The following is a 23,695-nucleotide window of genomic DNA, read 5'->3' as shown; positions in this document are numbered from 1 at the left end:
AAATGAACCGAACCCTTGAGCCGGAAGTGATGGAGGATGAGGTCCAGTGCCTGGCCTATGCCAAGGCGGATTTCGAGGAGGAAAATCGGGGCTTCGTGGACTTGTTTCGGAATTACTATCCGGAATGGACCGAGGGTCATGTCTTGGACCTGGGCTGCGGCCCCGGCGATATCCCGATCCGGTTCGTGCGGGCGCTGCCCGGCTGCCGGGTGACCGGAGTGGATGCGTCGCCGGCCATGATCCGTCTGGCGAACGAAGCAGTCCTCGCCGCAGGGTTGAGCGATCGCATCGCCCTACGCTGCGATCGGGTTCAGGGATTGCGGCTCGATGAGCCGGCGGACGCCGCCATCTCCAACAGTCTGCTCCACCACCTGCCCAACCCCTTGACCTTTTGGTACGAACTCAAGCGGCTGGTGAAACCCGGCTCGTTTGTGTTGGTGATGGATCTGCTCCGGCCCGAAACGCAGGAGGAGGCCCAGGCCATCGTGGACCGGTACGCGGCCGATGAGCCGACGGTGCTCCGGCGCGATTTCTACCACTCTCTCCTGGCTTCGTTCACGGAAGACGAAGTGGCCTCGCAGCTCGCCGAGCTGAACCTCAGCCGTCTGTTGATCGACGTGCCGGACGACCGTCACTGGGTCGTCGGCGGACGGCTCTACTGACGCGAGAGAAGTATGGGGCACGAAAAAGACAGAGCCGAACTCGCCCGCTTAAAAGCCAGGGTGGCCGAGCTGGAGCGTTTGCTGAAGGCGCAGCAGGCGGAAGCGGCTTCGCAAGCCGGCCAGTTGTCGGAGGCCCTGAAACAGGTTCACGACCGGGCGGCCATCCTGCGGACCATCGTGGCGAGTACGTCTGCCGCCACGGGAGCGGAGTTCTTCCGCGCGCTTGTGACGAGCCTGGCTTCGACGCTCGGCGTACGGTGTGCGTTCGTGGCAGAGGTGATGGGAAGCCGTCCGGGGCACATGCACACACTGGCCCTGTGGATGGACGGGGGCTTGGGCGAGAATTTCGACTATGCGTTGGCGGGCACGCCCTGCGAACACATCGTGACGGGCCGGCGCATGCTGGTGTTTCCGCGCGGGATCCGGCAGCAATTTCCAGACGACCGGTTTCTGGCGGACGCGGCTTTGGAAAGCTACATGGGTTTTCCCCTGTTCGACGAGAAGGGCGGGGTGATGGGCCTCGTCGGGGTGATGCACGATGTGCCGACGACGGAAGATTCCCAGGCGCAATCGCTGCTGGAGGTCTATGCGTCCCGTGTGGAAACGGAATTGCGGCGCCTGCGTCTCATCGAGGCGCTTCAGGAGAACGAAGAAAAATACCGGTTGTTGTTCTCCAGGGCGATGGACGCGGTGATGCTGATCGACGTGGACACGTATCGGTTCCTAGACGCCAACGACGTGGCCCTCGGTATGTACGGCTACAGCCGGGACGAGTTCTTGCGTCTCAGGGTGCCGGATGTCAGCGCCGAGCCGACCAAAAGCCTTGCGGCAATCCGGCAAGCCGCCGAAACCGGCGGGCTTCATGTGCAGCTTCGCTGGCATCGGAAAAGGGACGGCACGGTCTTCCCCGTCGAAATCTCCTGCGGTGTGTTCACCTGGAAGGGTCGGACGGCGATGTGCGCGGTGATACGTGATGTCACCGAACGCAAGCAGGCGGAAGACGTGCTGCGGGAGAACGCGGCCAAGTTCCAGGCGCTCCTGGACCACAGTCCGGCCATGGTGTTCCTCAAAGATACGGAGGGGCGTTATCTCCTGACGAATCGTCGCTTCGAGCAGGCCTTTCACCTGACGCGCGAGGCCGTGATCGGCAAAACGGACCAGCAACTCTTTCCGCCAGCACAGGCTGCGGCATTCAGCGCCAACGACCGGAAGGTCCTCCAGTTCGGCATGCCGATGGAGTTTGAAGAGGTGGCGATGCACGATGACGGGCCGCATACCAGCATCGTCGTCAAGTTCCCGCTGTACAACGAGAAAGGGGAGGTCTGCACGATCGGCGGGATCACCACGGACATCACCGAGCGGAAGCGGTTTGAAGAGGTGCTGCAGCGGAGCGAAGCCAGTCTGGCCGAGGCGCAACGTATCGCCTGTCTCGGCAATTGGGACTGGGATATCGTGACCGACGAGTTGCGCTGGTCGGACGAGATTTACCGCATGTTCGGCCTGTCGCCGAAGCAATTCGGCGCGACCTACGAAGCATTTCTCAAGTGCGTGCATCCCGACGACCGTGCATTCGTCCAGCGGTCGGTGCAGGCCGCCCTGGTCAACGGCGTACCCTATAGCATTGACCACCGCATCCAGTTAGCGGACGGGACGGTGCGAGTGGTGCATGAACAGGCCGAAGTCACCAGGAATGAAGGGGGGCAGCCTGTCCGGATGGTGGGCACGGTCCAGGATGTAACCGAGCGCAGGCGCGCGGAAGAGGGGAGGAAACAGCTTGCGGACATCCTGCAGGCGACGACCGATTTCGTCGGCACGGCGGATCGGGACGGCCGGGCCCTGTTCGTCAACCGGGCGGGCCGGCGGCTCGTGGGGATTGGCGAGGACGAGGATATCACCAGCGCCAGGATTCCCGACTTTCATCCGGAATGGGCGGCCAGACTGGTGATCGCCGAGGGGTTGCCGACCGCTGTGCGCGATGGGGTGTGGAGCGGCGAAACGGCTCTGCGGACCAGAGAGGGGCTGGAGATTCCGGTGTCGCAGGTGATTCTCAGCCATAAGACGCCCGAGGGAGAGATCACGTACTTTTCCACGATTGCCAGGGATCTCCGCGATCGGAAGCACCTGGAGGAGCAGCTCCGGCAGGCGGCGAAGATGGAGGCGGTGGGCCGCCTTGCCGGCGGCATCGCGCATGATTTTAACAATCTGTTGACCGTGATCATCGGGTACAGCGACCTGTTGGTGCGGCGGTTGGCCGCCGGCGACCAGTTGCGCAGGCATGCCGAAGAAATCAAGAAGGCCGGTCGCCACGCGGCGAATTTGACGGGCCAGCTCCTGGCCTTCGGCCGGCGGCAGGTCACGCAGCCGAAGGTGCTGGATGTGAACAGGCTTGTGACCGACATGGTCGAGATGCTCCGGCGCCTCATTGGGGAAAACGTGCGGCTTGTGACCGATCTTCAGGCGGGGCCCTGCCTGGTGAAGGCCGATCCGGACCAGCTTGCGCAAGTCCTGATGAATCTGGCGGTCAACGCCCGCGATGCCATGCCAGAAGGCGGCACGCTGACGGTCGAAACCGCTCGAGTAGAGGGCGAAATTGTGCCCCGCGTTGGCCGGGCCGGCCCGGCGCCTGGGCCTTACGTGAAGCTGACGGTCCGCGATACCGGTTGCGGCATGGATGCCGACACCAAAACCCATATCTTCGAGCCGTTCTTCACGACGAAGGATCGATTGAAGGGCACGGGGCTGGGACTGGCGATGGTCTATGGCATTATCGCGCAGCACGGCGGGACCGTTACGGTGGACAGCGCATCGGGGCGAGGCGCAGTCTTCACGGTGTATCTGCCCCAGACTTTCGGATCGGCTGAGGCCGGCGGCGAGATCGATCAGCCGGACGAATCAGGGGCCGGCGGCGAGACGATTTTGCTGGTGGAAGATGAGCCGGTCGTGCGGGACATCGTGCACGATTTGCTGTTGACCTGGGGGTACTGCGTGCTGACGGCCGCCGGGGGGGAGGAGGCGCTGCGGCGCGCGGAGTCCCATCGGGGGCCGATCCATCTGCTGCTGACCGATGTGGTCATGCCGGGCATGAGCGGGCGCCAACTTGCGGAGCAGGTCAGGCGCCGGTGGCCGGAGACGCACGTCCTGTTTATGTCCGGCTATACCGACGACGTGGTCATCCGCCACGGGCTCGAAGACCTGGGGGGAGGGTTCCTCCAGAAGCCGTTCGAGTCCACGGTCCTCCAGAAAAAGATTCGGGCGGTGCTGGATACGCCGCAGGACTGACCAGGCCGTCCTAGGATGCTGAAAATGGTCCCCAACTTCGTTCTCGGTCGCTCGTCCCCCTCAACGTACGGCAAGACGAGAGGTAAAGTAACTATCCGCTCGCACATGATCGAAGCGAGCGGTTCAAGCGAAGCTTGGTATGTACCTCCTCGGGGTCCGAGCCTCCCTGCGGCCTCGTTGGGAACCATTTTGAGCTTCCTTAAGGTAGGGATCGACTTTAGATCATATCGGGAGAACGGCATGCTCACAAATCTAATCGTTGCAATTGGGCTTGTTGGTTCGATTGCGTCAATCATTGGGATTCTCATTGCTGCACCCGGCTGGAAGTCCAAAACGGTTCATGTATCATACGGCCTGCTTGTTACTGTACTGGCTACCGGTGTGTTTTCATACCAAACACAGTTATCGGAACTAACACAGATTGAGAATCAGGTGGAGCGCATTGTTAAAAGCGCGGACCTGTCAACGGATGGTTCTCAAAGAGGATTTATGCTCGCCTCTTTAGCGTTTCTCGAAAAGCACAAAGATAGATTTCCTGAAACATTTGCTCGTGCCAAGTCTCTTTGCGACAACGTCGGGGTTACGGAGAGCAAGCAAGAATCTGCGTTAGAGCGTATGTATCAGGGTTGGCGCCTAACTGATGGAGCTACAGCTATGAAGTACTTACTCTCGGGGATTGCAGCGGGATCAGGGGATTAGCCGCTGAACGAGGCTTGGTGCATTGTAACGCAGCTACGGCCGTAAGAGCACGGCGGCGATGACGAGGACCGTGAGGGTCGTGAGGACGGTCAGGTAGACGATTACGCTGCGGTCCGCGTGCCAGGCGGTTTGCCACTCTTCCGGATACAAGCTTTTCCCGGTCGCGTAGAGTCCTTCCTCGTAGAGCCCCATCGCCCGTTCGATCTCGATCAAGGCTTGTTTGGCCATCCGGTGGCGGTCGCGCTGTTGCAGGATCAGATAGGCGAAGATGGCGGTGAAGAGGGCCACGCCGGTGATGGCGAAGAGTGCGCCGGTCACGCCCGAATGGGCCGCCGAGGGAACGGCCAGCATCGTGACCAGCAGCAACACGAGAAACGCGCTGGCGAACGCCGTCAGCCGCATCATCTGCTCCCGCCGGCGAAACACCTCTTCCTTGTACCAGGGGTAGAGGATCTTCAACACCTCCAGCCGTTCCTCGCCCAAGCTATGGAGTTCCTGCATCGCGCCCCCCTAGGTTGATTGAGCCGACAGGTGCGTTGCGGTCCACTCGATCAACTTGCCGGCCATCGCACGAAAGTCCTCGGCCTTCGAGAACCCATGGTCCGCGCCGGGAAGGATATCCAGGCGCTTGGGGGGCCGCAGGGCCTCCAGCAGGCGCCGGCTCTGGTGGAGGGGGACGTATTCGTCCTGATCGCCCTGGACGATCAGGGTCGGCACGGTGACGGACGTGGCGGCCTCATAGCCGCGGTAGCGCGCGCAGTCTTCGTAAAACGCGTAGTGGAGCGGGACGCGTTCGTTCCCGCCGGTGATGTTGGGGATCGTCCCCGTGCGTTTCCAGGCCACGATGCCCTCCGGCCCGAATTCCAATCGAAGCATCTCTTCGAAATCCGGGACGGGACACTTGAGGGCGAGGCTGGCCAGGCGTCCCTTGCCGGCTTCATCGGCGGCGGCCATGAGGGCGATGAGCCCGCCGAAGCTGGAGCCGATCAGGCCGATTCGGCGGTAGCCCTTGGCCGATGCCAGGTCGAGGGCGGCTTTCGCCTGGTCCAGGGCCGTCGTGATGGTGATGCGCTCGAAAGGCCCTTCGCTCTCGCCTTGCCCGAAAAAGTCGAACCGCAACGTGGCGATGTGTTGTTCCAGAAAGGCGCGGGTCAGGGTCTTGTTCGTCGTGCTGTTCTTGTTCGACAGGAAGCCGTGCAGCAGGACGACGATCAGGTCGGTCGGCTGGGCCGGTGTGGCCAGGATGGCGGAGACCTTGTGGCCGGCTCGATCCTGGAAGGTGAGCGATTGCTCCATAAGAAAACATTGTAGCAGAAATGCCAGAGAGAGCCGAGCCTGCTACTCGGCCGATTGCTCCGGCGGCTGGTGCCGCAGGAGCCGGATCACCTTGAGGCCGAAGATGAGCAGGCCGACGGCCAGAAGGCCGGCGCTGATCCAGGCGGCCGTTTGCACGGCCGGCACGCGCAGGCTGTACTGCCAGACGAGGCCGGCGGTGAAGAGGAGCGCGACCGTGCCCATGTTGAGCGTCACGACCTGCAGGGGCCGCCATTGCTCGACGATGCCGGTGAGGGCCTCCAGATAGGGGCCGCGTTTCTTGTGGCTCTTCACCCGCTTGACCACGAGCATGATTGGCAGCAGGTGCGACAGGGCTCCGATGACGGTCTGCAGGATGAACCCGATCAGCGCCAGGTGGGTATAGGCCACCAGGTGGAGTTTCCCGATGGGGACGTAGGCCGGCTCCCAGAGGCTGTTGATGGCCACGCACAGGCCGCCGATCGCCGTCAGCACCAGGAAGAAGGTGGCCAGCAGGAAATGGTCCGAGGCGATGCGGCCGGGCCGGCCGGCCGCGATCCAGGTTTGCACGATGTTGTATCCGTAGAGGAGGGTGCCGGCGATGATCACCGCACCGGCGGCGATCTCGGTCCGCAGGTCGCCCAGCAAAAACCCCGCGATCAGCAGGGCCATGCCGGCCGGCAGCAGGGCAAAGGTCCAGCGGGCGAGCTTCTGGCTGTAGAGGGGGACGTTCAAGACCGTCGGAAGCAGGTTGTGCATCGTGCCGACGATGGCGAGGGTCGCGAACCCCAGCAGGTTCAGATGGATGTGGGCCAGCCGGGCCTGGCCGTGCAGCGTGACGGGGAACAGCCGCAAGGCCATGGCTTCGCCCAGGCTCAGTCCCGCCAGCAGGGCGACCAGCGCCACGCCGTAAAACCAGAGGTTCAACGGCGGGGACACCAGGCTGCTCTGGGCCTGGCCGAGCCCGTCCTTCAGGACGGCGAGGAAGGCCAGGACGACCAGCAGGCCGGAGGCCGCGACGATGGTCGGCTGCCCGGCGGCGAAACCGGCGACCATGCCGACGGCGCCTCCGTTGATCAGGCCATAGAGGACCGGATGGGATTCCGGCCGGTCCTTGCCGGTCATCAGCAGGGCCGGCACGAACGCCAGAATCGCGCCGAGGATCATCTGCGCCACGCCCCCGACGAGCGCGGCGTGCACGTGCACGAGGCGGATCTGCGGCGGCAGGGGATGGCCGATCATCATGCCGATGAACAGCGCGACGCCGAGCAGCCCGGATAGAAACAGCCAGAAGAAGCCGGTCAGCAGGAACAACGGAGAACGGACGTGCATGGGCGTACCCTCACTGCGGGAGAAAATAGAAGTGGTTCGTCGGCCCCTTGCCGTGGCCGATGGCCAGGTGGTGGCGGATCGCTTCCGTCACATAGAGCTTGGCTTGCTGCACCGCGTCCGGCAGGGCCTTGCCCTTGGCCAGTTGCGCGGCGATGGCCGAGGCATAGGTGCAGCCGGTGCCGTGCGTGTGGGGCGTCTCGATGAACTCGCCCTTGTAGACGTTGAAGAACTTGCCGTCGTAGAGGAGGTCCGTGCCCCGCTCGACGAGCAGGTGGCCGCCCTTGATCAGCACGTGCCTGCAGCCCAGCTTGTGAATCGCCTTGGCGGCCTGCCGCGCGTCGGCCAGGGATTTGACGGAGAGGCCCGAGAGCTGTTCCGCCTCGTGGATGTTGGGCGTCACCAGGAAGGCCAGCGGGACCAACGTCGCTTTCAGATGGTCCACCGCGTCCTGCTGCAAGAGGGGATGGCCGCTCTTGGCCACCATGACCGGGTCCACCACCAGATTCGCCGCATGGTAATGCTTCAACCTGCGGCTGACCGCATCCACGATCTGCGCGGAGGAGAGCATGCCGGTCTTCACCGCCGCCACGTCGAAGTCTTCGAAGACGGCGTCGATCTGCGCCTCGATGACCTTGACCGGCAGGTCGTGGACCGACACCACGCCCTGGGTGTTCTGCGCGGTGATGGAGGTGATCGCCGACATGGCGTAGACCCCGTTGGCGGACAGCGTCTTGATATCCGCCTGGATGCCCGCGCCTCCGCCGGAATCCGATCCGGCAATCGTCAAGACTTGTTTCATGGTCATCCGTCACCGACTCGCGTGTGAAGCGCCGCGGTCCGAATCATTCGGCCGCCACCCGTATCATACACAAGAGCCGCCTATTCACCAACAGCCCTGTCTCGGTCAAAGCCTCCGGCCGCCTCAGCCTCTGCCGAGCCGGCGTCCGACCGCATAGCCCAGCGGTATCAGGGCCAATAAATAGAAGGGCAGAAAGAAATAGACCAGTGCGCCCTGGGCGTCCGGGTAGGCCACCGTGCCGATATGGGCCCAGAGGCTGACGCCCAACAGCGTCGCCGCGCCGCCCAACACCCCGCCGATGCGGCGGGGGATCGTCGGCGGCTCGCACAAGTGCGCCCGGCCGAGATGCAACAGGACGAACAGGGCAAAGATCACGAACGGCACCGCGTTCATCGCGCCCACCAGAAAGAGATTGTAGCCCGGCGCAAAGAGCTGCCGACGGAGGCTCTGGCTTGCGCTGATCACGGACACATGATTTGTGTATACCTCATGGGCGATCCGGACGACCCAGGGCAGCGTCAATCCCAGGAGGATGTTCCCCCAGTAGAGCGTCAGGGTGAGCTTGGTCAGGTCCGGTCTGTTCGCCTGCTCGGTCATGATGGCCCCGCGCCGCCGATGGCTGCCAACGCCCCTATGGCGCTTTCGCGCACCACCGCGTCTTCATCCGTCAACAACCGGGTCAGGGCCGGGACCGCCGCTGCGGCCGGCGGGCCGATCGCCCCCAGGGCTTCGATGGCCAGGTACCGGTGCAGCGCCTGTTCATCTTGGAGCACCGGCATGAGGGCCGGCAGGGCCTCGGCCGCCCCGGGCCCCAGCATGGCCAATTGCAAGAGGGCATACCCGGTGCCGGTCTTCATGCCGATCATCCGGGCATAGACCGACGCCTTGGGGGCCGGTTCGCGCATGGCCCGGTCCAGCGCGTTTTGTGCCAGGGAGGCCACGCCCTTGTCCTGGTCGTTCAGCCGCCGGCTCAACGCCGGCCAACTGTCCGGCGGCGGCGTCAGGGTGAAGGCAAAGTGTCTCGTCGCCGTGTAACGAACGAAGGCGGTCTTGTCCTCCAAGGCCCTGGTCAAGGCGGGCAGTACGGTCGTGGCCGGGAGGCCGATCATGGCCAATGCGTCCACGGCCCGGTCGCGGACCAAGTCGTCTGCATCGTCCAGGGCGCCGAGGAGCGCGGGCACGGCCGGCTTGGCGACAGGCCCCAGGCTCGCCAGGACGACACAGGCTTTTCGGCGGACTTGGACGTCCTGGTTCCGTAGCAGGGGCAGGTAGGCGGCCATCACCTGCCGGGCGGCGGAAAGGTCGATCCTCGTGAGGGCCTTGGCTGCTTCGGCGCTGGCATACTGAACGGGATCATGGAGGGCCAGCTCGAGCAGATCGGGCGCCGACGATTTGGCGGCTGCCCCGGTCTCGGCCAGTCCCTGCGCGGCGAAGACGCGCGTTTGGGGCTGGTCGTCCTTGAGCGAGTCGGTCAAGGCCGGAATGGCCCTGACTCCGGTGGATTGCCAATACCAGCCGGCGCAGAGGCCGATCAAGGCCAGCAGTCCCGCCAAGTTCAGCCAGATCTGCCGTTGGGTCATGCGCGCTCCGTACGTTGCCCTGTGCGTCGCATCCGTGTATAACACGAGTCTCAACCCCATGCTACGGTTTGTCCTGATGCGGACCTTCATTGTCACCGCCACGTTGCTTGCCCTGACCCTCGGCTGCACCGGGATTTCGTTCGTCTCGCGGCCGGTCCGCGAGGACGATCCCTGGTTCGTCCGGCTGCAGACCTATGCGCAGGCGGGCAAGGCCGGCGACGTGCAGCACAACCATCCGGCAAGCTGGAACGAGTCGGACCTCAACGCCATCCTGTCGGGGCTCTACCTGACCGAGCAAGTCGGCCTGTTGGATCAGAAGCCGGTCCCCCGGCCCATCTTTTCCCCGGAGGACGTCGCCCGGCTTGCGCCGGCCGTCCAAGAGGCCTTTCGGCTGGCCCAGCCGAACGAATGGGTGACGTTTTTCCTGACGCATCCGGCCGGACAGGGGGAGGAGGTCACGTCGGGGGCTCTCTACGTGGACGGGCAACAGCTGCACGTGATCGTGGCCAACGACCGGGAAGTCATGCCGGTCGGCGAGGAGGCCCGGACGCTGAAGGCCAATCCGCTGCGCGCGCTGAAAGTGCGCGGCCGCACGCTCACCTTCGACCCGGCGGCCTACGTGATCTTCTCGCGGAACAGCTGGATGAGCGGGTATGACAACGCCGCGGCGAGCGAAGTGATCCTGGACCACCGGAAGTTCCTGGCATCGCTCAAGCAAACTCCTGCGAAACCGGCCGCAGCCGCCCCGCAGCCTCCGCCTCAGGCGGCAAGCGTGCCGGCAACTGAGGACCTCAAAGCGACGGTCAAGCAACTGCAAGGCGAAATCGAGCAGCTCAAGCGCCGCCTCGCCGAACAGGACGCGGAACTCGCCAAGCGCAAATCCCGCTCCGGCGCCGACGCCTCCAAAAAGAAGCCTGCCCCCAAACAGCCGGTTCAGTAAGCGGCTCGCGGAATTTCTGTCCTCCGAGCCAGCCGTTGATTTTTTGCGTCGTTCGGCGTACTTCTGGGCAGGTTCAGAAGGAGGCCCATGAAGCCCTTCACTGTCGCCGCCCTCTTTGTGCCCGTCTTGATTCACGTGCCATTCAATACGAGATCGAACATGAGGCATCTGGTTGCGCTCGTGACGCTGCTGCTGTTGGTGCCCGCCGTCGGTTTCTCGGGGACCAAGGAGATTGTTGCCGAAGGCGCCTACCACATGGGCGACGGGGAGACGCCGAGCGTGGCGGAGAGCCGGGCCTTGCTGCAGGCAAAGAGGGTGGCCGTTGAGCAGGCAGGAACCTATGTGGAGAGCTATTCGAAAGTCAAAAACCTGCAATTGACGGAAGATGAGATCCAGGTGCTGGCCTCGGGCTTGATGGAGGTGACGATACTCGACAAGAAGCGCTCCATTGCGGGGGACGGCTTCAACTTCTCCGTGAAGATCCGGGCCATCGTGCATCCCGACAAGATGGAGGAGATGGTCAAGAGGGTCAAAGAGAAGTCGGTCGTGGGAGATTACAAGAAGGTGCAGGAGGCCTACGACAAGAGCCAGAAGGAGATCGAAGCATTAAAGCGCCGGCTGGCGCAGGCCAATAACGAACAGGAAAAGACCAAGGTGGAGGCCAGGATTACCGATGAGGAACGATCGTTTCAGGCCAATGAGTGGCTTGAGAAGGGAGAGCAGTACTGGTTGAACGACCAAAACGATGCGGCCATCGAGGCCTACACCAGGGCCATCGGTTTAAGCCCGAATCATGCCAAAGCCTATTACCTTCGTGGCGCGGCCTATAATGCAAAGAAGCAATCCGAGCAGACCATCCTGGATTGTCAGAAAGCCTGCCAGTTGGGAGATCAAGACGGGTGTTATTTAATGGAGACCACATTAAAAATGAAGATGTTGTTGGAGTGGGACCCGTTGAAGGCCCCGGCGGGATTCGATTTCAATAAGGAATTTGAAAAGGAGCTGAAGAAGCGCAAGCAGGGGAATTAATTATCGCCGCTTGTCTCGTTTTAAGGATTTGATATTTCATCCGATTCGGCATAGGCCTAAGCCTGGTTTGGGGAGCCGCCATGAAACCCTTCACCACCATCGCCGTCGGCATCTTCTCGATCGTCGCGCTCACGCACCTCTGTCGAATCTTCACAGGCTGGGACGTCACCGTCGCTGGGTATACCATCCCGATGTGGGTCAGCATCCCCGGCGCCATCCTCCCCGGCGGGCTGGCCTACCTCCTCTGGCACGAATCCAGCCACCACCGCCGTCGCGTCTAGCGAGGTGGCATCGTGATCTCCATGTGGGCCAGCTATCTGGGAGTTCTTCTCGCCGCCGGCCTCCGGTCATGCTCCGGCGGGAATCACGGCACCATTTTAGGGTGCCGCAAACGCTTTTGTGAGCAAGAACAGGATAATTCCAATGCCGTTGATCCAGAGCGGCGCTGTATAGTCCAAGTTATCGATAACAGACCAGAGTCTTGTTTTCCAAGGAATCTGCAACAGCTCTTTGCCTTCGACTTTACACACCTGAAATAGGCCTGATGCTTCCGCGCGAGTAGAGGTCCTAATTGTAAATTTCTGTTCCATTCCAGGAAGGTATCGTCGGATCATATTAGTGAGTTCATTCTCGTCTTTTACAAATCTTACTAATCCGAATTCGCCTCTTCTAAGTCGTCTGCGGATGCGAGACGGAGACGGATTTTGTATCCAGGAATGGTACCAATAGCGTAGCGTTGCGTAGAGCGAGATCAACAAAAGCCCAAGCTCGAAGAATTTCGGCTTGGTAACGTCCAAGGGTGTCCCGAAAACGATTACGGTGGGTTTATTGGGAAGCTCAATCCCAGAAGCAATATAAACAATCAGGATAACCCCCACGGTTAAAGCAAATCGACGTAGCCTTGAAAGATCTTGGTCCATAGTTGCTCTATGAATAGAATCTTCCGGATAATGCTTTCGCAGGTGAAAGCGTAGGGGCTATCTTATCAATTGTCAATTATGTGGAAAGTATTCGAGGCGAATCGAGGAGCCTTTCTAAATCCTCAGGCGGTCCTGTAAGTGCTAAAAATCCAACTCGACTGTATACGAGAAATGCCCACAGAGTTGTGAACTGCCCGCCTTCTATAGTCTGGAACCAGTACGTAAACACTTTCTTGCCAAAGGTGGTGGGCGTTGGGCGCGTAGCTTCATTTATAAGCGTCTCAAGGGTCTCCTTTGACGCAGAATCAAGATTTTGAAAGCCATCTAATGCGTAAACTGCGCACGTATGGTCGCCGGGAAGTCTTAGTCCGAATTTGTGAAAAAACAACCCCAGAGCAGTCCGTCTAATAACTCTACACAGTCTCTCTAGGTCGACTTGGTACCCTGAGGCCTTGCCTAGATAAATCCCGGCCCGCGTGTAGGTGTCAATTTTTAGCATGCTATCTAGCAGGGCTTGTGTAAACCCTTTCTTCTGAGGCTTAACGAAAGAGCGGTGAACAGAGTCGATTATCTGTGGCTCGACCGCTGCACCGTGTCGAATTGTAATCATATTCTTAAAGTACTCATCGTCCGCAGATTGAGATGCCCTGCAGGTTTCACAGCATGGGACAGTAACTAGGTTGATTGGCTTCGGTTTGGGGAAAAGGCATCGTGGGGGAATATGGTCTCTTGTTGCTCCATTCATGTTGCCGCAGTAAACGCAGGTGCTCTTTGACTGTTTAGTTTTCATGTTGCGTCTCGTTCATCCAGTCTTCTGTAGGAATCGCGTCACATTACATTATGGGGTATGGTGCTGGATAGCAGAGCGAAGCGCCCCCATCTTTCTCCCTGGCCTGTTGTGTTGGGAGGGGCGGCTGGTGCCTCTGATTGCGCGCTCTGCGAGCAAAGAGGCAGCACACCGGCCACTCTTTGTCACGACGGTTTCTATAGGCTCGCACAATAGGCCTGAACCACCAATATCCTGGTCGGCAGGCTCGGATGATCGCCCAGATAATCGGCCCAGAGGTTGTCGCCGCTGTGCTGACGCATGATGTCCAACGCCTTGGCCATCTGCTCGCAGCCTGACGGCCGGTTGGGGCCGTTCCATTTCAGGTTCGCCTCACGCAAGAATTTGGCTCCTTCCAGGTCTGCCGCCGTTTCATCCTCGCGCGTGTAGGCGTTCGAGACCGCATCGGTCGCCAGTGAGCCGACATTGCCGATCGCATAGCCGATCCAGGTGATCTGCGAGATCACGTAAAAGACGGTCTTGAAGGCCATCTTGATCTTATGCCGCTTGGCATAGGCGTCCAGGTGGCCGAGCGTGTAATGGGAGAGTTCGTGCGCAAGGACGGCCTGGAGCTCTTCGTCGCGCAGCGATTGCAGGGCACCTTCCGTGACCGCCAGGCTGTGCGTGCAACGCTCTTTATCTTCTGACGTGACGAACGTGACCGCCGCGTTGATCTGCTCGGTTTTCTCGATGACCAGACAGGCTTTTGGTCGGGGATTGAGCGAAGCTTCCAGCGGTGCCATTAGCGAGGCCAGACGCTGCAGCTCCGTCTCCTCCGCCTGCCGGGTCTCCTTCCCCGCACACCCAGCGAGGAGCACCAGCACTACAATCACCATCCCGCGCATCGCTGAAATCATGATCTGTCCGCAACGTTACATGTGGCAATGAGGTGAAAAATGATGAGAGTATTATTGTGGTCGCTGAGCGAAGCGCCACCCTCTTTCCCTCTTGGCCGATATGTATCACGGGGTTTGACGAAGAGGGTGGCGGCTGGGGTGCTCCTCACTGCGCGTGTCCGGCGAGCACCTTCTGAGGTGGGGGCCGCACGAGCACAAGGAGTGCCCCAGCCGCTGTGCCCTCAAACCCCGTGTCTTTATACCGGCCACTCCTCCTCGTTCCAGGACATCTCCCAAAACATCCACTCATACCGCGAGCTGATCACGAAGGCCTCTTCCATCCTCTGCCTCTCGGCCTTGCTCGCCTCTTGCGCCCACCGATCCACCTTGGCTCTCATCCACTCCTGCACCGCCGCGAACTCCGGCGAGGCGTAGAGCAGCAGCCAATCCCTGTAGGGATGGCCTTCGCGCGGCAGGCCTTTCCTCAACAGGTGCTTGCCCACGACACAGTAGATCCAGGCGCAGGGGAGGGCGACGACGGTAATTTCCGCCGCCGAGCCTGTGGCCGCGACCGAGAGCATGTGCCTGGTATAGGCATAGTTGGTCGGCGCCATGGGGACGGCGGTCATCTGTTTTGGAGTCAGCTTCCACTTCTTTCCGTAGCTTTCGTGGAGGCTCCGTTCGACGAGGATCGTTTCCTCCGCCAGCTTGTTGAACCGCAGCGCCGACTCTGCCTCCGGCGCCTTCTGCGCCGCTGCCGAAAAGATGCGGGCCAGGTCGCCGAGAAAGCGCGCGTCCTGCAGGATATAATACTTGAACTTGCGCTGCGGCAGCGTGCCCTTGCCCAGGGCCACGACGAAGGGATGGGTCAGTTGCTCCTCCCAAATGGGCTGGGCGAGCTTGCGAAGATGATTGCAGAACGACATGGCTACACTCCTCGGAGCTGATGGCCGATGGCCGATAGCCGGAATGAGCGTCGCATGACAGGGAAAGGTCGAGCGGAGCGGGACGTGCCGTTAGTTGCGGCCGAGGCGGTTGATCCCGTCCAGGGCGGCGGTCCGATAGCATTCGGCGAGGGTGGGGTAGTTGAAGACGTTGTGGACGAAGAAGTCCACTTGCCCTCCGTAGGTGATGACCGCCTGGCCGATGTGGACCAGTTCCGTGGCTCCCTCGCCGATGATGTGGACGCCCAGCAGTTCCAGCGTGTCCCGATGGAAGATGAGCTTGAGGAGCCCCTCCAGGTCGCCGAAGATCTGGCCCCTGGCGATCTCCTTGTAAAAGGCCCGGCCCACTTCGTAGGGGACGCCGGCCTTGGTCAGCTCCTCCTCGTTCTTCCCGACGGTGGAAATCTCGGGGATCGTGTAGATGCCGTAAGGCATGACCTTGGGCAGGGAGGACTGGACGATGTTGAAGGCGTGACAACAGGCGAGCCGACCCTGCTCCATGGACGTGGAGGCCAGGCCCGGGAAGCCGATCACGTCGCCGGCCGCGTAGATGTGCGGGACCTCGGTCTGGTAATGCTCGTTCACCTTGATCTGCCCCATCTTGTCCGTGGCGATGCCGACGGCGCCCAGGTTCAGCTCGTCCGTGTTGGCCATGCGCCCCATGCAATAGAGCAGCATGTCCGTGATCACGGTCTTGCCGCTCTTGAGCGTGGCCACGACCCGGCCCCGTTCGTCCTCCGCGACTTTGTCGAGGTCCTCCCCGAGCTTCATCATGACCCCGTTGGTGCGCATGTGGTAGATCAGGGCCTGGACCACTTCCTGATCCACGAAGCGCAGGAGCTCGTTGCGCCGCTCCAGGAGGGTGACCTTGATGCCGAAGGCGGCGAACATGGAGGCGTATTCGCAGCCGATCACGCCGCCCCCGACCACGGTCATGGTCTTCGGGAGCGAGTCGGTGGAGAGGATCGAGTCGGAATCGCAGATGGTCCTGTCGTTGAACGGCACTTCGTCGCCCCGGCGGGGACGCGATCCGGTGGCGATGACGATATAGGGGGCCGTGAGCGTGTTGGTCTGGCCGTTCTTTCTGATGACTTGCACCGTGTGGGGGTCCACGAAGGAGGCGGTGCCGTAGACGATCTCGACGTCGTTGCGCTCGAGCTGGTTGATGATGACGTCCAGTTCGTGCTTGATGACCAGGTCCTTCCTGGTCATCAGGTCGCTCATGGTGAAGTTCTTCTTGAGCGAATAGGCCATGTTGGGCAGGGAGCGGAGCTTGAACCCGTGCAGGTAGTAGATCGCGTCCTTGAGAGTCTTGCTGGGGAGGGTGCCGGTATTGACGGAGGCGCCGCCGACGGCCGAGTGTTTCTCGATAATCGCGACGCGCTTGCGCAGCTTGGCCGCCTGGATGGCGGCCTTCTGGCCGGCCGGTCCGCTGCCGATGACGATCAGGTCATATTGGGCCATACTCAACCTCTAGAAGCCACGAGCATGAAGAGCATATGGCCAATGGCCTATGGCAAGAGTCGTTCAGGCCATAAGCTATAAGCCATTAGCTCTTCTCTAATGATCGGGCCGCTTTGAACGCCGCGTCCATGTCCGGCATCTGGGCCAGCTCCGGCGTGATCTGCAGGTACCGGATCACGTTGTCCTTGTCCACCACCATGACGGTGCGGGCCAGGATGTGGGGACCCGCGACCAGGAGGCCGTAGGCTTTGCCAAAGTCCCCTCCTCGGTAATCGGACAAAAAGGTCACATTCTTGATCTTGGCTTCCTCGGCGAAGCGTTTCTGGGCGAAGGGGGTGTCCACGCTGACCGTGATCAGCTCCACGCTTTTGTCCAATCCGTCGTTCTGTTCGCTCAAGTAGTGGGTCTGCTGCTCGCAGACCTTGGTGTCCAGCGAGGGGACGATGCTGATGATCCGGACTTTGCCTTTTCCTTCGGCGATACCGGTCAGGCTGAGGTCGGTCTTGGCCACCTGGACCGCACGAAGGGAGTCGCCCACCTTGATCCCCGGCCCGGCCAGCGCCAGGGGGGTGCCCTTGAACGTGACCGTCTGTCCCTCTCCCGCCGTCGCGCTGCCTTTGGCGACGGGGAAATCCTGATAGGCAAAGCCCCTCTGGCCGTTTCCGGTCATGGCGCAGCCGGCCAGGCCGATGCCGAGCAACGCCGCACACAAGCTGAACATCTGTATCCGCTGGACTCTGGTCATGTTGTCCCTCTCATAAATCATCACCCCTGTCTTGCACTGTCTGCCCATAGGCCGGGTAAGCATAGCGCAAGGCGGTCCCGTTGTCTTGTCGTTTTTTATTGGAGGAACCGGAGCAGGAGGGGATTGACCAGGTCGGGCCGCTCCCATTGGGGAATGTGGCCGGCCTTAGGGAGGAGCTCGAAGGTCGAGCTGGGGATGACGGATGCCATGTCCCGGCCGACCTGCGGGGGAAAGACCTCGTCCTCCGCCCCCCAGATGATGAGGGTGGGGCGGCCGATGTCGCGCAGGTGTGTGGCAAACCCCTCTTCCCACAGGGGCAAGGCTCTGGCCTGGGCCATGAGGGGCGGGATGAGTCCCGGTCGTCGGCGGTTGCGGTAGGCCCGGTCGAGGACCGCCGGCGTGAGCCGGCTGTGGTCGTAGACGATTTCCTGGAGCACCGCTTCCGTCACGCCGCGGCCGAGCAGCCAATTGCCCAGTCGGATGAGCCAGACCGGGGCGCTTGTCTCGAGCGCCTGTTTGATCAGGCGCCCGGTGAGTTTCTCCCGCACGTGATCCGGCAGTCCGCTGATCAGCACGAGCCGGTCCACCCGCTCCGGATGGGCCAGGGCCATGCCGATGACCAGCCCTCCACCCATCGAGTTGCCGACGAGCGAGGCGCGGGGGAGGTCCAGCGCATCCATGAAGGCGGTGAAGAAGCCCACCATGTCATCGGGGCCGTAGGCTTGATCCGGTTTGTCGGAGAGGCCGGACCCGAGCAGGTCCAGCGTGATGAGCCGGTGGCTCCCGGCGAAGGCCTCTTGCTGGTACTCCCATTGCCACATCGACCCGCCGAACCCATGGACGAGGATGACGGGAGGCCCCTGGCCCTCGTCCAGGTAGGCGGTGCGGTGGCCCTGGACCGTGACGGTCTTGACGGAGCGCCGCTGGAACGAGTCGAACCAGGGGGGGATGTCCGGGACGGTCATGCAGGCGGTCACGAGCAGGGGAAGGAGAAGAAACACGAGGGAGCAACAAGGAGCGAGAGCCGTCTTCACGTGGGCCTCGGTTTCTTCATGGACTCCGTCACGAGGTGGTTGAGACCGAAGGCCGCCGTGGCTTCTCGCAAGCGAGGCCGCCGCAGGCGTACCCTTGCGGTACGTCAAGGAGATCGAGCGAGAAAAGCCGCGCCGACCGAGAGGATCGGCCGCCGCAGTAGGAGTTCATGGAGAATCCGAGGCCACTACTCCAGTTGAATCAACGTCTCGTCGGTTTTGACGTCGTCCCCGTCCTTGACGTAGAGCGTGGCCACGGTTCCGCCGACCGGGGCCGGCACCCGGCTTTCCATTTTCATCGCCTCGATGATCAGCACCGGATCGCCGGCTGCGACCCGGTCGCCCTTGGCCACCAGGACCTTCACCACGCGGCCCGGCATGGGGGAGCTGATATCGCCCGGCTTGGTCGGCTTGGGCCGTCTGGGTTTGCCGGTCTTGCCCTGGTCCGGCGCTTCCGGCACGCCGGCCAGCACTTCCTGGATCGGTTCCAAGTGGACTTCTTCGAGCTTGTCGTTCACCCGGATGTAGTAGGGTTTCCGTCCGTCGCTCTTGCGGCCGGAGCCGGACACCTGGATGTGGAAGGTCTCGCCGTGCACGGTGAGGTTGAACTCCACCGGCGCCAGGTGCAGTTCGTGCGCCACCGCCGGGCCCTTCTCCGGCGGGGTCTCCAGTTGCTCCGGCTTGAGATCGCCTTTCTCCCTGGCCTCGAAGAACTCCCGCGCGATGGTCGGGAAGAGGGCAAAGGACAGCACGTCTTCCTCGGAGGTCGCCTTGCCGGTCGAGTCCCGCCTGGCCGCCTCGAGTTCCGGCTCCAGCCGGTCGGCCGGCCGGCTCGTGATCGGCTCCTCGGTGCCGATGGCGCGGGCCTGGACGTCGGGGGAGACGGGGCCGGGCGGCTGTCCGTAGAGCCCCAGGAAGTAATTCTTGGTCTCGGTGGTGATGACTTTGTACCGTTCGCCGGTCAGCACGTTCAGCGTGGCCTGGGTGCCGACGATCTGGCTGCTGGGGGTGACCAGCGGCGGGTAGCCCATGTCCTGCCGGACGCGGGGGACTTCTTCCAGCACCTGCCGCATCTTGTCGATCGCGTTTTGCTGCGCGAGCTGGGCCGCCAGGTTGGAGAGCATGCCGCCGGGAATCTGCGAGGTCAGGATTTCCGCGTCCACGCCGGTGAAGTCGCTTTCGAACTGCTGATACTTGCGCCGGACGGTGCGGAAGTGCTCCGAGATGGGCTCGAACTGCCGCAAATCCAGCCCCGTATCGTAGGGCGTGTGCCGCAGCGCCGCGACCATCGATTCCGTCGGCGGGTGGGACGCCCCGCCCGCTAGGGGCGAGATGGCCGTGTCCAGCATGTCGAGTCCGCCCAGCACGGCCATCAGCGCGGCCATGGAGCCCATGCCGGAGGTGTCGTGGCTGTGCAGATGGACCGGCGCGCGCACGGCGGCTTTGAGCTCTTTCACCAGCCTGTAGGCGTCCATGGGCGCCAACAGGCCGGCCATGTCCTTGATGCAGAGGGTGTCGGTGCCCAGGTCCTCCAGCCGCTTGCCCATCTCGACGAATCCTTCCAGGGTATGGACCGGGCTCACGGTGTAGCAGATGGCCGCCTCCACGTGCTTCCCGTTGGCCTTGACCTCGCGGATGGCTTGTTCCATGTTGCGGACGTCGTTGAGGGCGTCGAAGATGCGGAAGACATCGATCCCGTTGGCGGCGGACCGTTCGACGAATTTCCCCAGCACGTCGTCGGCATAGTGCCGGTAGCCCACGATGTTCTGGCCGCGCAGGAGCATCTGCAGCCTGGTCCTGGGCATGGCCTGTTTCAGCGCGCGGAGCCGCTCCCAGGGGTCCTCTTTCAGGAAGCGCAGGCAGGTGTCGAACGTGGCCCCGCCCCACACTTCCAGCGACCAGTAGCCCACCGCGTCCAGGCTCTGGGCGATCGGCAGCATGTCCTCGGTGCGCATGCGCGTCGCCAGCAGGCATTGGTGCCCGTCCCGGAGCGCCACTTCGGTGAGCAACAGCGGCTTGCCCCGGGCGGCTAAGAGCGGCAGGTCCGTCAGGCTTGTGGCCCTGGTCGGCGCCTTGGCCGCGGTCTTCGGCACGGACCGCAGGTGGCTGGTCTTGCTCGGGGCCGGTTTCTTTTTGGGAATTTTTGCCATGTCGCTTGTGCGCGCAGGAGGCGTCCTCGCGCCCCCCTCCTTAGAATGCCTTACAGTCCCTCATAGGCGGCGATCGCCGCGGAAATGGCGACGACCAAATCTTCCGGCTCGTACTCGTCCTCGTAGGTGAACAGGTCCGGATGCGTCTCCAGGTAGGACGTGTCGAACCGTCCGGCGCGGAAGTCCGGTTCTTCCATGATCTTCTTGAGAAAGGGGATCGTGGTCTTGAGTCCCCGCAGGACGTATTCCTCCAGCGACCGGTGCATCCGGCTGACCGTCTCGTCCCACGTGCGCCCGCGCACCGTGAGCTTGGCGAGGAGCGCGTCGTAGTAAGGCGGGACCGCATAGTCCTTGTACACGGCGCCGTCGATCCGGACGCCGATGCCGCCGGGCGACAGGTAGGCGGTGACCGTGCCGGTGGAGGGCCGGAAGTTGTTGCGCGGGTCCTCGGCGTTGATGCGGCATTGGATGGCGTGGCCCTGCAGGGTCACGTCCTCCTGCTTGAATTCCAACGGCAGGCCGGCGGCGATCGAAATCTGCGACCGGACGATGTCCACGGCGGTGATCTGCTCGGTGACCGTATGCTCCACCTGGATGCGCGGGTTCATCTCGATGAAGTAGAAGCGCCGGTTCTGGTCCAGAAGAAACTCCACGGTGCCGGCGTTGTCGTAGCTCACCGCATGGGCGATGGCGGCCGCCGCTTCGCCCATTTCGCGGCGCAATTCGGGCGTCAGAATCAGCGAGGGGGCGATCTCGATCAGCTTCTGGTGGCGGCGCTGGACGGAGCAGTCGCGCTCGCCCAGGTGGATCACGTGGCCGTGCTTGTCGCCCAGGATCTGAAATTCGATGTGATGCGGCCGCTCGATGTATTTTTCGAGAAAGATGCTGCCGTCCCCGAAGGCCGCCAGGGCCTCGCGGGCCGCGGTCTCCATGTTGTTGCGCAGTTCCGTGTCCGTGCGGACCACGCGCAGGCCGCGCCCGCCGCCGCCGGCGCTGGCCTTGATCATGACCGGATAGCCGACCGAATGGGCGAAGGCCAGGGCCTCCTCGACCTTCATCACCGCTTCGTCCGTGCCGGGCACGATTGGGACGCCCACCTTCTTGGCCAGCTCGCGGGCCTTGACCTTGCTGCCCATCAGGTGGATGACCTGGGGGGAGGGGCCGATGAAGGTGATGCCGGAGACCTGGCAGAGCTGCGCGAACTGGGCGTTTTCCGAGAGGAACCCGTAGCCCGGATGGATCGCGTCGGCGCCGATGCGCAGCGCCAGGTCCACGATCTGCTGCATATCCAGAAAGCCCTTCACCGGCCCCGGGCCGACCTGGTAGGCTTCGTCCGCCTTCTTGACGTAAATGCCGGTGGAATCCGCCTCCGAATAGATGGCGGCCGTGGCGATGTTGAGCTCGCGGCAGGCGCGGATGATCCGCATCGCGATCTCGCCCCGATTGGCGACCAGAATCTTCTTGAACATGGTCGGAGAAGGCTCCTCTGTTGCATGTCCCGGGCCAGGGGCCGTTGTGCCATGGCCCGGGCCAAGAGTCCGCGTAAGCTAGCACAGCTGTTTGCGGAAAGTCGAGAGAGCTGAACGGGGGACCCTTGCCCCGAAGAGCCTTGCGGGCGGCGCTCGGAGCAAGGGTGATTCCGGACGGGCGGACTACTTGGATTTGATCAGGAAGCCCTTGGAGCGGGCGTTGCCGCCCCCGGCGACGACGTCGATGAACGACATGCCCGCGCGGGCCTCGGGGACGACCACTTCGATCGTGGATTCGTTCACGAGGGTGTACTGGACGGGGGCGCCGCCGGTGGCGCTGAAGGCCACGCCGTGGAAGCATTCCTTGGTGCCGAAGTTCTCGCCTTTGATGACGACTTTTTGCCCCGGCGCCGCCTCGTCCGGTTCCACCTTGTGGACTTTGGGGCGCTTGCTCCGGTCGCAGACCGGGTCCTTTTCGATCTTGTTCGCGTCGAAGCCCTTGATGGATTCCGTTCCGAACATGCTGAACCCGGTGCCTTCCTCCATGCCGCCTTCCGCCGCCCAGAGCAAAGGGACCGGCATGCCGGCCAGCCCCAGAGACGCGATCAGCATCGCCATGCGGAATATCTGCCTGCCCATAAGTCCCTCCTTACGCGTGAATGATCTCGGTTATGATTTTGGATCAACGGGCGTATAGATTTCGTCCAGAATCCTTTGTCCCTCCTTGGAGAGGGCGAAGGCTTCGAAGGCCTCGACCATCGGGTTCGGCTCTTTCTTGGACAGGAAGAGCACGGGGCGGCGCAGGGTGTAGCGGCCGTCCTTCACCGGCGGTTTTTCCGGTTCCACCTTGTCGATCGTCAGCAAGCGCACGGCGACGCCGGACGAGACGGCTTCCAGGGCCGGGACCAGCGAGACGAAGGTCACCGCCGAGTTCGGAGCGAGGGTGCCGGCCACGGTCTTGATCGCCTTGTCGTCCGGACCGATCACTTTGGCTTGGTCGGGGATCTTGCCGACGATCCCCAGCTGCTGCTCGAAGGCGTCGCGGATGTTGCGGTTGGCCGGCCGGTCGAGAATCAGCACCCTGGTCTCGGGACCGCCCAACTCGGACCAGAATTTGATCTTGCCGGTGAAGAGGTCGGCCGCTTGCTTGGTCGTGATTTCCTTGGTTTGGTTGGAGAGGCTGATCATGATGGCGATGCCGTCCCAGGCCACCTGGATGGCTTTGAGCTCCGGGTCCGGCTTGCCCATCACGGCGAGTTGCGCCTGGCCCGATTTTACCAGCTCGATGGGTTTGGAGATCTCGTCCCACTGGACGTCCACGTAGGCCCGCGGGTTGGCCTTCTCGAAGGCCCGGGCCATCTTCTCAATGACGGTCAGCTCCGGACCGTTGCCGACGATGGTCATGGAGCCGGCGGCGTCGCCGGCGGCCGCCGGGCCCGCTCCCGTCAGGCCGGCGAGGAACAGTCCGATCAGTACCCCTGCCGTTGCACGCATGAAGCCTCCTGTCTATGCACGGATGAATCGGGAATGAACCGGATAAATAACGCATGCGGCATGATCGCCAGGAACGGAAGCAAAGTCAAGTCGGGGAAAGGAGGCGTGGCGGTGACGGGAGACCGTCAGGCGACCGCCTCAGTGCGGCGGTCGTCCCTCGGCCGATCAGGGAGCGCACGCATGGAATCCGAGCGGGGGAGCGC

The 23,695-nt window shown here is 62.5% G+C and carries 22 protein-coding genes; 6 read left to right on the top strand and 16 right to left on the bottom strand.

Annotation, left to right across the window (positions count from 1 at the left end; genetic code table 11):
- Positions 1-2 precede the first annotated feature (2 nt).
- The 3 genes from EPO61_02990 (at position 3) to EPO61_02980 (ending at position 4,640) form a co-directional block, all read left to right on the top strand.
- Positions 3-662 (top strand): class I SAM-dependent methyltransferase, encoded by a 660-nt coding sequence (locus tag EPO61_02990; GenBank protein TAJ10420.1) that lies wholly within the window; start codon positions 3-5, stop codon positions 660-662.
- 12 nt (positions 663-674) lie between these two features.
- Positions 675-3,941, top strand: coding sequence for a PAS domain S-box protein (locus EPO61_02985; GenBank protein TAJ10419.1), 3,267 nt, complete (start codon positions 675-677; stop codon positions 3,939-3,941).
- A gap of 240 nt (positions 3,942-4,181) precedes the next feature.
- Positions 4,182-4,640, top strand: coding sequence for a hypothetical protein (locus EPO61_02980; protein ID TAJ10418.1), 459 nt, complete (start codon positions 4,182-4,184; stop codon positions 4,638-4,640).
- A gap of 33 nt (positions 4,641-4,673) precedes the next feature.
- On the opposite strand, the gene EPO61_02975 is transcribed toward EPO61_02980, so the two are convergent.
- The 6 genes from EPO61_02975 to EPO61_02950 all read right to left on the bottom strand — a co-directional run bounded on the left by EPO61_02975 (position 4,674) and on the right by EPO61_02950 (position 9,746).
- Positions 4,674-5,141 carry a hypothetical protein gene (locus tag EPO61_02975; protein TAJ10417.1) on the bottom strand — a complete coding sequence of 156 codons (468 nt, stop codon included), beginning with the start codon at positions 5,139-5,141 and terminating at the stop codon, positions 4,674-4,676.
- 9 nt (positions 5,142-5,150) lie between these two features.
- On the bottom strand, positions 5,151-5,936 hold the full coding sequence (locus EPO61_02970) for an alpha/beta hydrolase (protein ID TAJ10416.1): 786 nt from the start codon (positions 5,934-5,936) through the stop codon (positions 5,151-5,153).
- 42 nt (positions 5,937-5,978) lie between these two features.
- On the bottom strand, positions 5,979-7,265 hold the full coding sequence (locus EPO61_02965; GenBank protein ID TAJ10415.1) for a hypothetical protein: 1,287 nt from the start codon (positions 7,263-7,265) through the stop codon (positions 5,979-5,981).
- 10 nt (positions 7,266-7,275) lie between these two features.
- Positions 7,276-8,064 carry a bifunctional hydroxymethylpyrimidine kinase/phosphomethylpyrimidine kinase gene (gene thiD, locus EPO61_02960; GenBank protein ID TAJ10414.1) on the bottom strand — a complete coding sequence of 263 codons (789 nt, stop codon included), beginning with the start codon at positions 8,062-8,064 and terminating at the stop codon, positions 7,276-7,278.
- Positions 8,065-8,187: 123 nt separating this feature from the next.
- Positions 8,188-8,661, bottom strand: a complete 474-nt coding sequence (locus tag EPO61_02955; GenBank protein TAJ10413.1) for a hypothetical protein — start codon at positions 8,659-8,661, stop codon at positions 8,188-8,190.
- Entirely contained in the window at positions 8,658-9,746 is a 1,089-nt protein-coding gene (locus EPO61_02950) for a HEAT repeat domain-containing protein (GenBank protein ID TAJ10412.1), read from the bottom strand. The genes EPO61_02955 and EPO61_02950 overlap by 4 nt, the downstream gene beginning before the upstream one ends.
- On the opposite strand from EPO61_02950, the gene EPO61_02945 reads away from it, so the two are divergent.
- From EPO61_02945 to EPO61_02935, 3 genes are all read left to right on the top strand, one after another.
- On the top strand, positions 9,721-10,584 hold the full coding sequence (locus EPO61_02945; protein TAJ10411.1) for a hypothetical protein: 864 nt from the start codon (positions 9,721-9,723) through the stop codon (positions 10,582-10,584). The two genes, EPO61_02950 and EPO61_02945, sit on opposite strands and share 26 nt — an antisense overlap.
- Positions 10,585-10,671: 87 nt before the next feature.
- On the top strand, positions 10,672-11,613 hold the full coding sequence (locus EPO61_02940; protein ID TAJ10410.1) for a hypothetical protein: 942 nt from the start codon (positions 10,672-10,674) through the stop codon (positions 11,611-11,613).
- A gap of 80 nt (positions 11,614-11,693) precedes the next feature.
- Entirely contained in the window at positions 11,694-11,894 is a 201-nt protein-coding gene (locus EPO61_02935; protein TAJ10409.1) for a hypothetical protein, read from the top strand.
- A gap of 96 nt (positions 11,895-11,990) precedes the next feature.
- On the opposite strand, the gene EPO61_02930 is transcribed toward EPO61_02935, so the two are convergent.
- From EPO61_02930 to EPO61_02885, 10 genes are all read right to left on the bottom strand, one after another.
- Positions 11,991-12,533 carry a hypothetical protein gene (locus tag EPO61_02930; protein ID TAJ10408.1) on the bottom strand — a complete coding sequence of 181 codons (543 nt, stop codon included), beginning with the start codon at positions 12,531-12,533 and terminating at the stop codon, positions 11,991-11,993.
- A gap of 984 nt (positions 12,534-13,517) precedes the next feature.
- The gene (locus EPO61_02925) at positions 13,518-14,216 is read right to left on the bottom strand and encodes a hypothetical protein (protein ID TAJ10407.1); all 699 of its coding nucleotides are present in this window, start codon (positions 14,214-14,216) and stop codon (positions 13,518-13,520) included.
- Positions 14,217-14,452: 236 nt separating this feature from the next.
- Positions 14,453-15,121 (bottom strand): thiaminase II, encoded by a 669-nt coding sequence (gene tenA, locus EPO61_02920; protein TAJ10406.1) that lies wholly within the window; start codon positions 15,119-15,121, stop codon positions 14,453-14,455.
- A gap of 90 nt (positions 15,122-15,211) precedes the next feature.
- Positions 15,212-16,603, bottom strand: a complete 1,392-nt coding sequence (locus EPO61_02915; protein TAJ10405.1) for a Si-specific NAD(P)(+) transhydrogenase — start codon at positions 16,601-16,603, stop codon at positions 15,212-15,214.
- An 85-nt stretch (positions 16,604-16,688) separates the two neighbouring features.
- Positions 16,689-17,348: a thiol peroxidase gene (locus tag EPO61_02910; protein TAJ10404.1), complete on the bottom strand. Its 660-nt coding sequence runs from the start codon at positions 17,346-17,348 to the stop codon at positions 16,689-16,691.
- Positions 17,349-17,443: 95 nt separating this feature from the next.
- A complete protein-coding gene (locus tag EPO61_02905; protein TAJ10403.1) occupies positions 17,444-18,349 on the bottom strand; it encodes an alpha/beta fold hydrolase in 906 nt (301 codons plus the stop codon).
- A gap of 218 nt (positions 18,350-18,567) precedes the next feature.
- Complete coding sequence (gene oadA, locus EPO61_02900; GenBank protein ID TAJ10402.1) at positions 18,568-20,529, bottom strand: oxaloacetate decarboxylase subunit alpha; 1,962 nt, start codon at positions 20,527-20,529, stop codon at positions 18,568-18,570.
- Between the two features lie 50 nt (positions 20,530-20,579).
- Entirely contained in the window at positions 20,580-21,998 is a 1,419-nt protein-coding gene (accC, locus tag EPO61_02895) for an acetyl-CoA carboxylase biotin carboxylase subunit (GenBank protein ID TAJ10401.1), read from the bottom strand.
- 183 nt (positions 21,999-22,181) lie between these two features.
- Positions 22,182-22,637 carry a hypothetical protein gene (locus EPO61_02890; protein ID TAJ10400.1) on the bottom strand — a complete coding sequence of 152 codons (456 nt, stop codon included), beginning with the start codon at positions 22,635-22,637 and terminating at the stop codon, positions 22,182-22,184.
- Positions 22,638-22,667: 30 nt separating this feature from the next.
- Positions 22,668-23,492: a hypothetical protein gene (locus EPO61_02885; protein ID TAJ10399.1), complete on the bottom strand. Its 825-nt coding sequence runs from the start codon at positions 23,490-23,492 to the stop codon at positions 22,668-22,670.
- Between the last annotated feature and the right edge of the window lie 203 nt (positions 23,493-23,695).

Source organism: Nitrospirota bacterium (assembly GCA_004296885.1).
Taxonomy (GTDB): domain Bacteria; phylum Nitrospirota; class Nitrospiria; order Nitrospirales; family Nitrospiraceae; genus SYGV01.
Note: the sequence above shows the minus strand (reverse complement) of the source record. Positions and strands in the feature narration are given on the sequence as shown.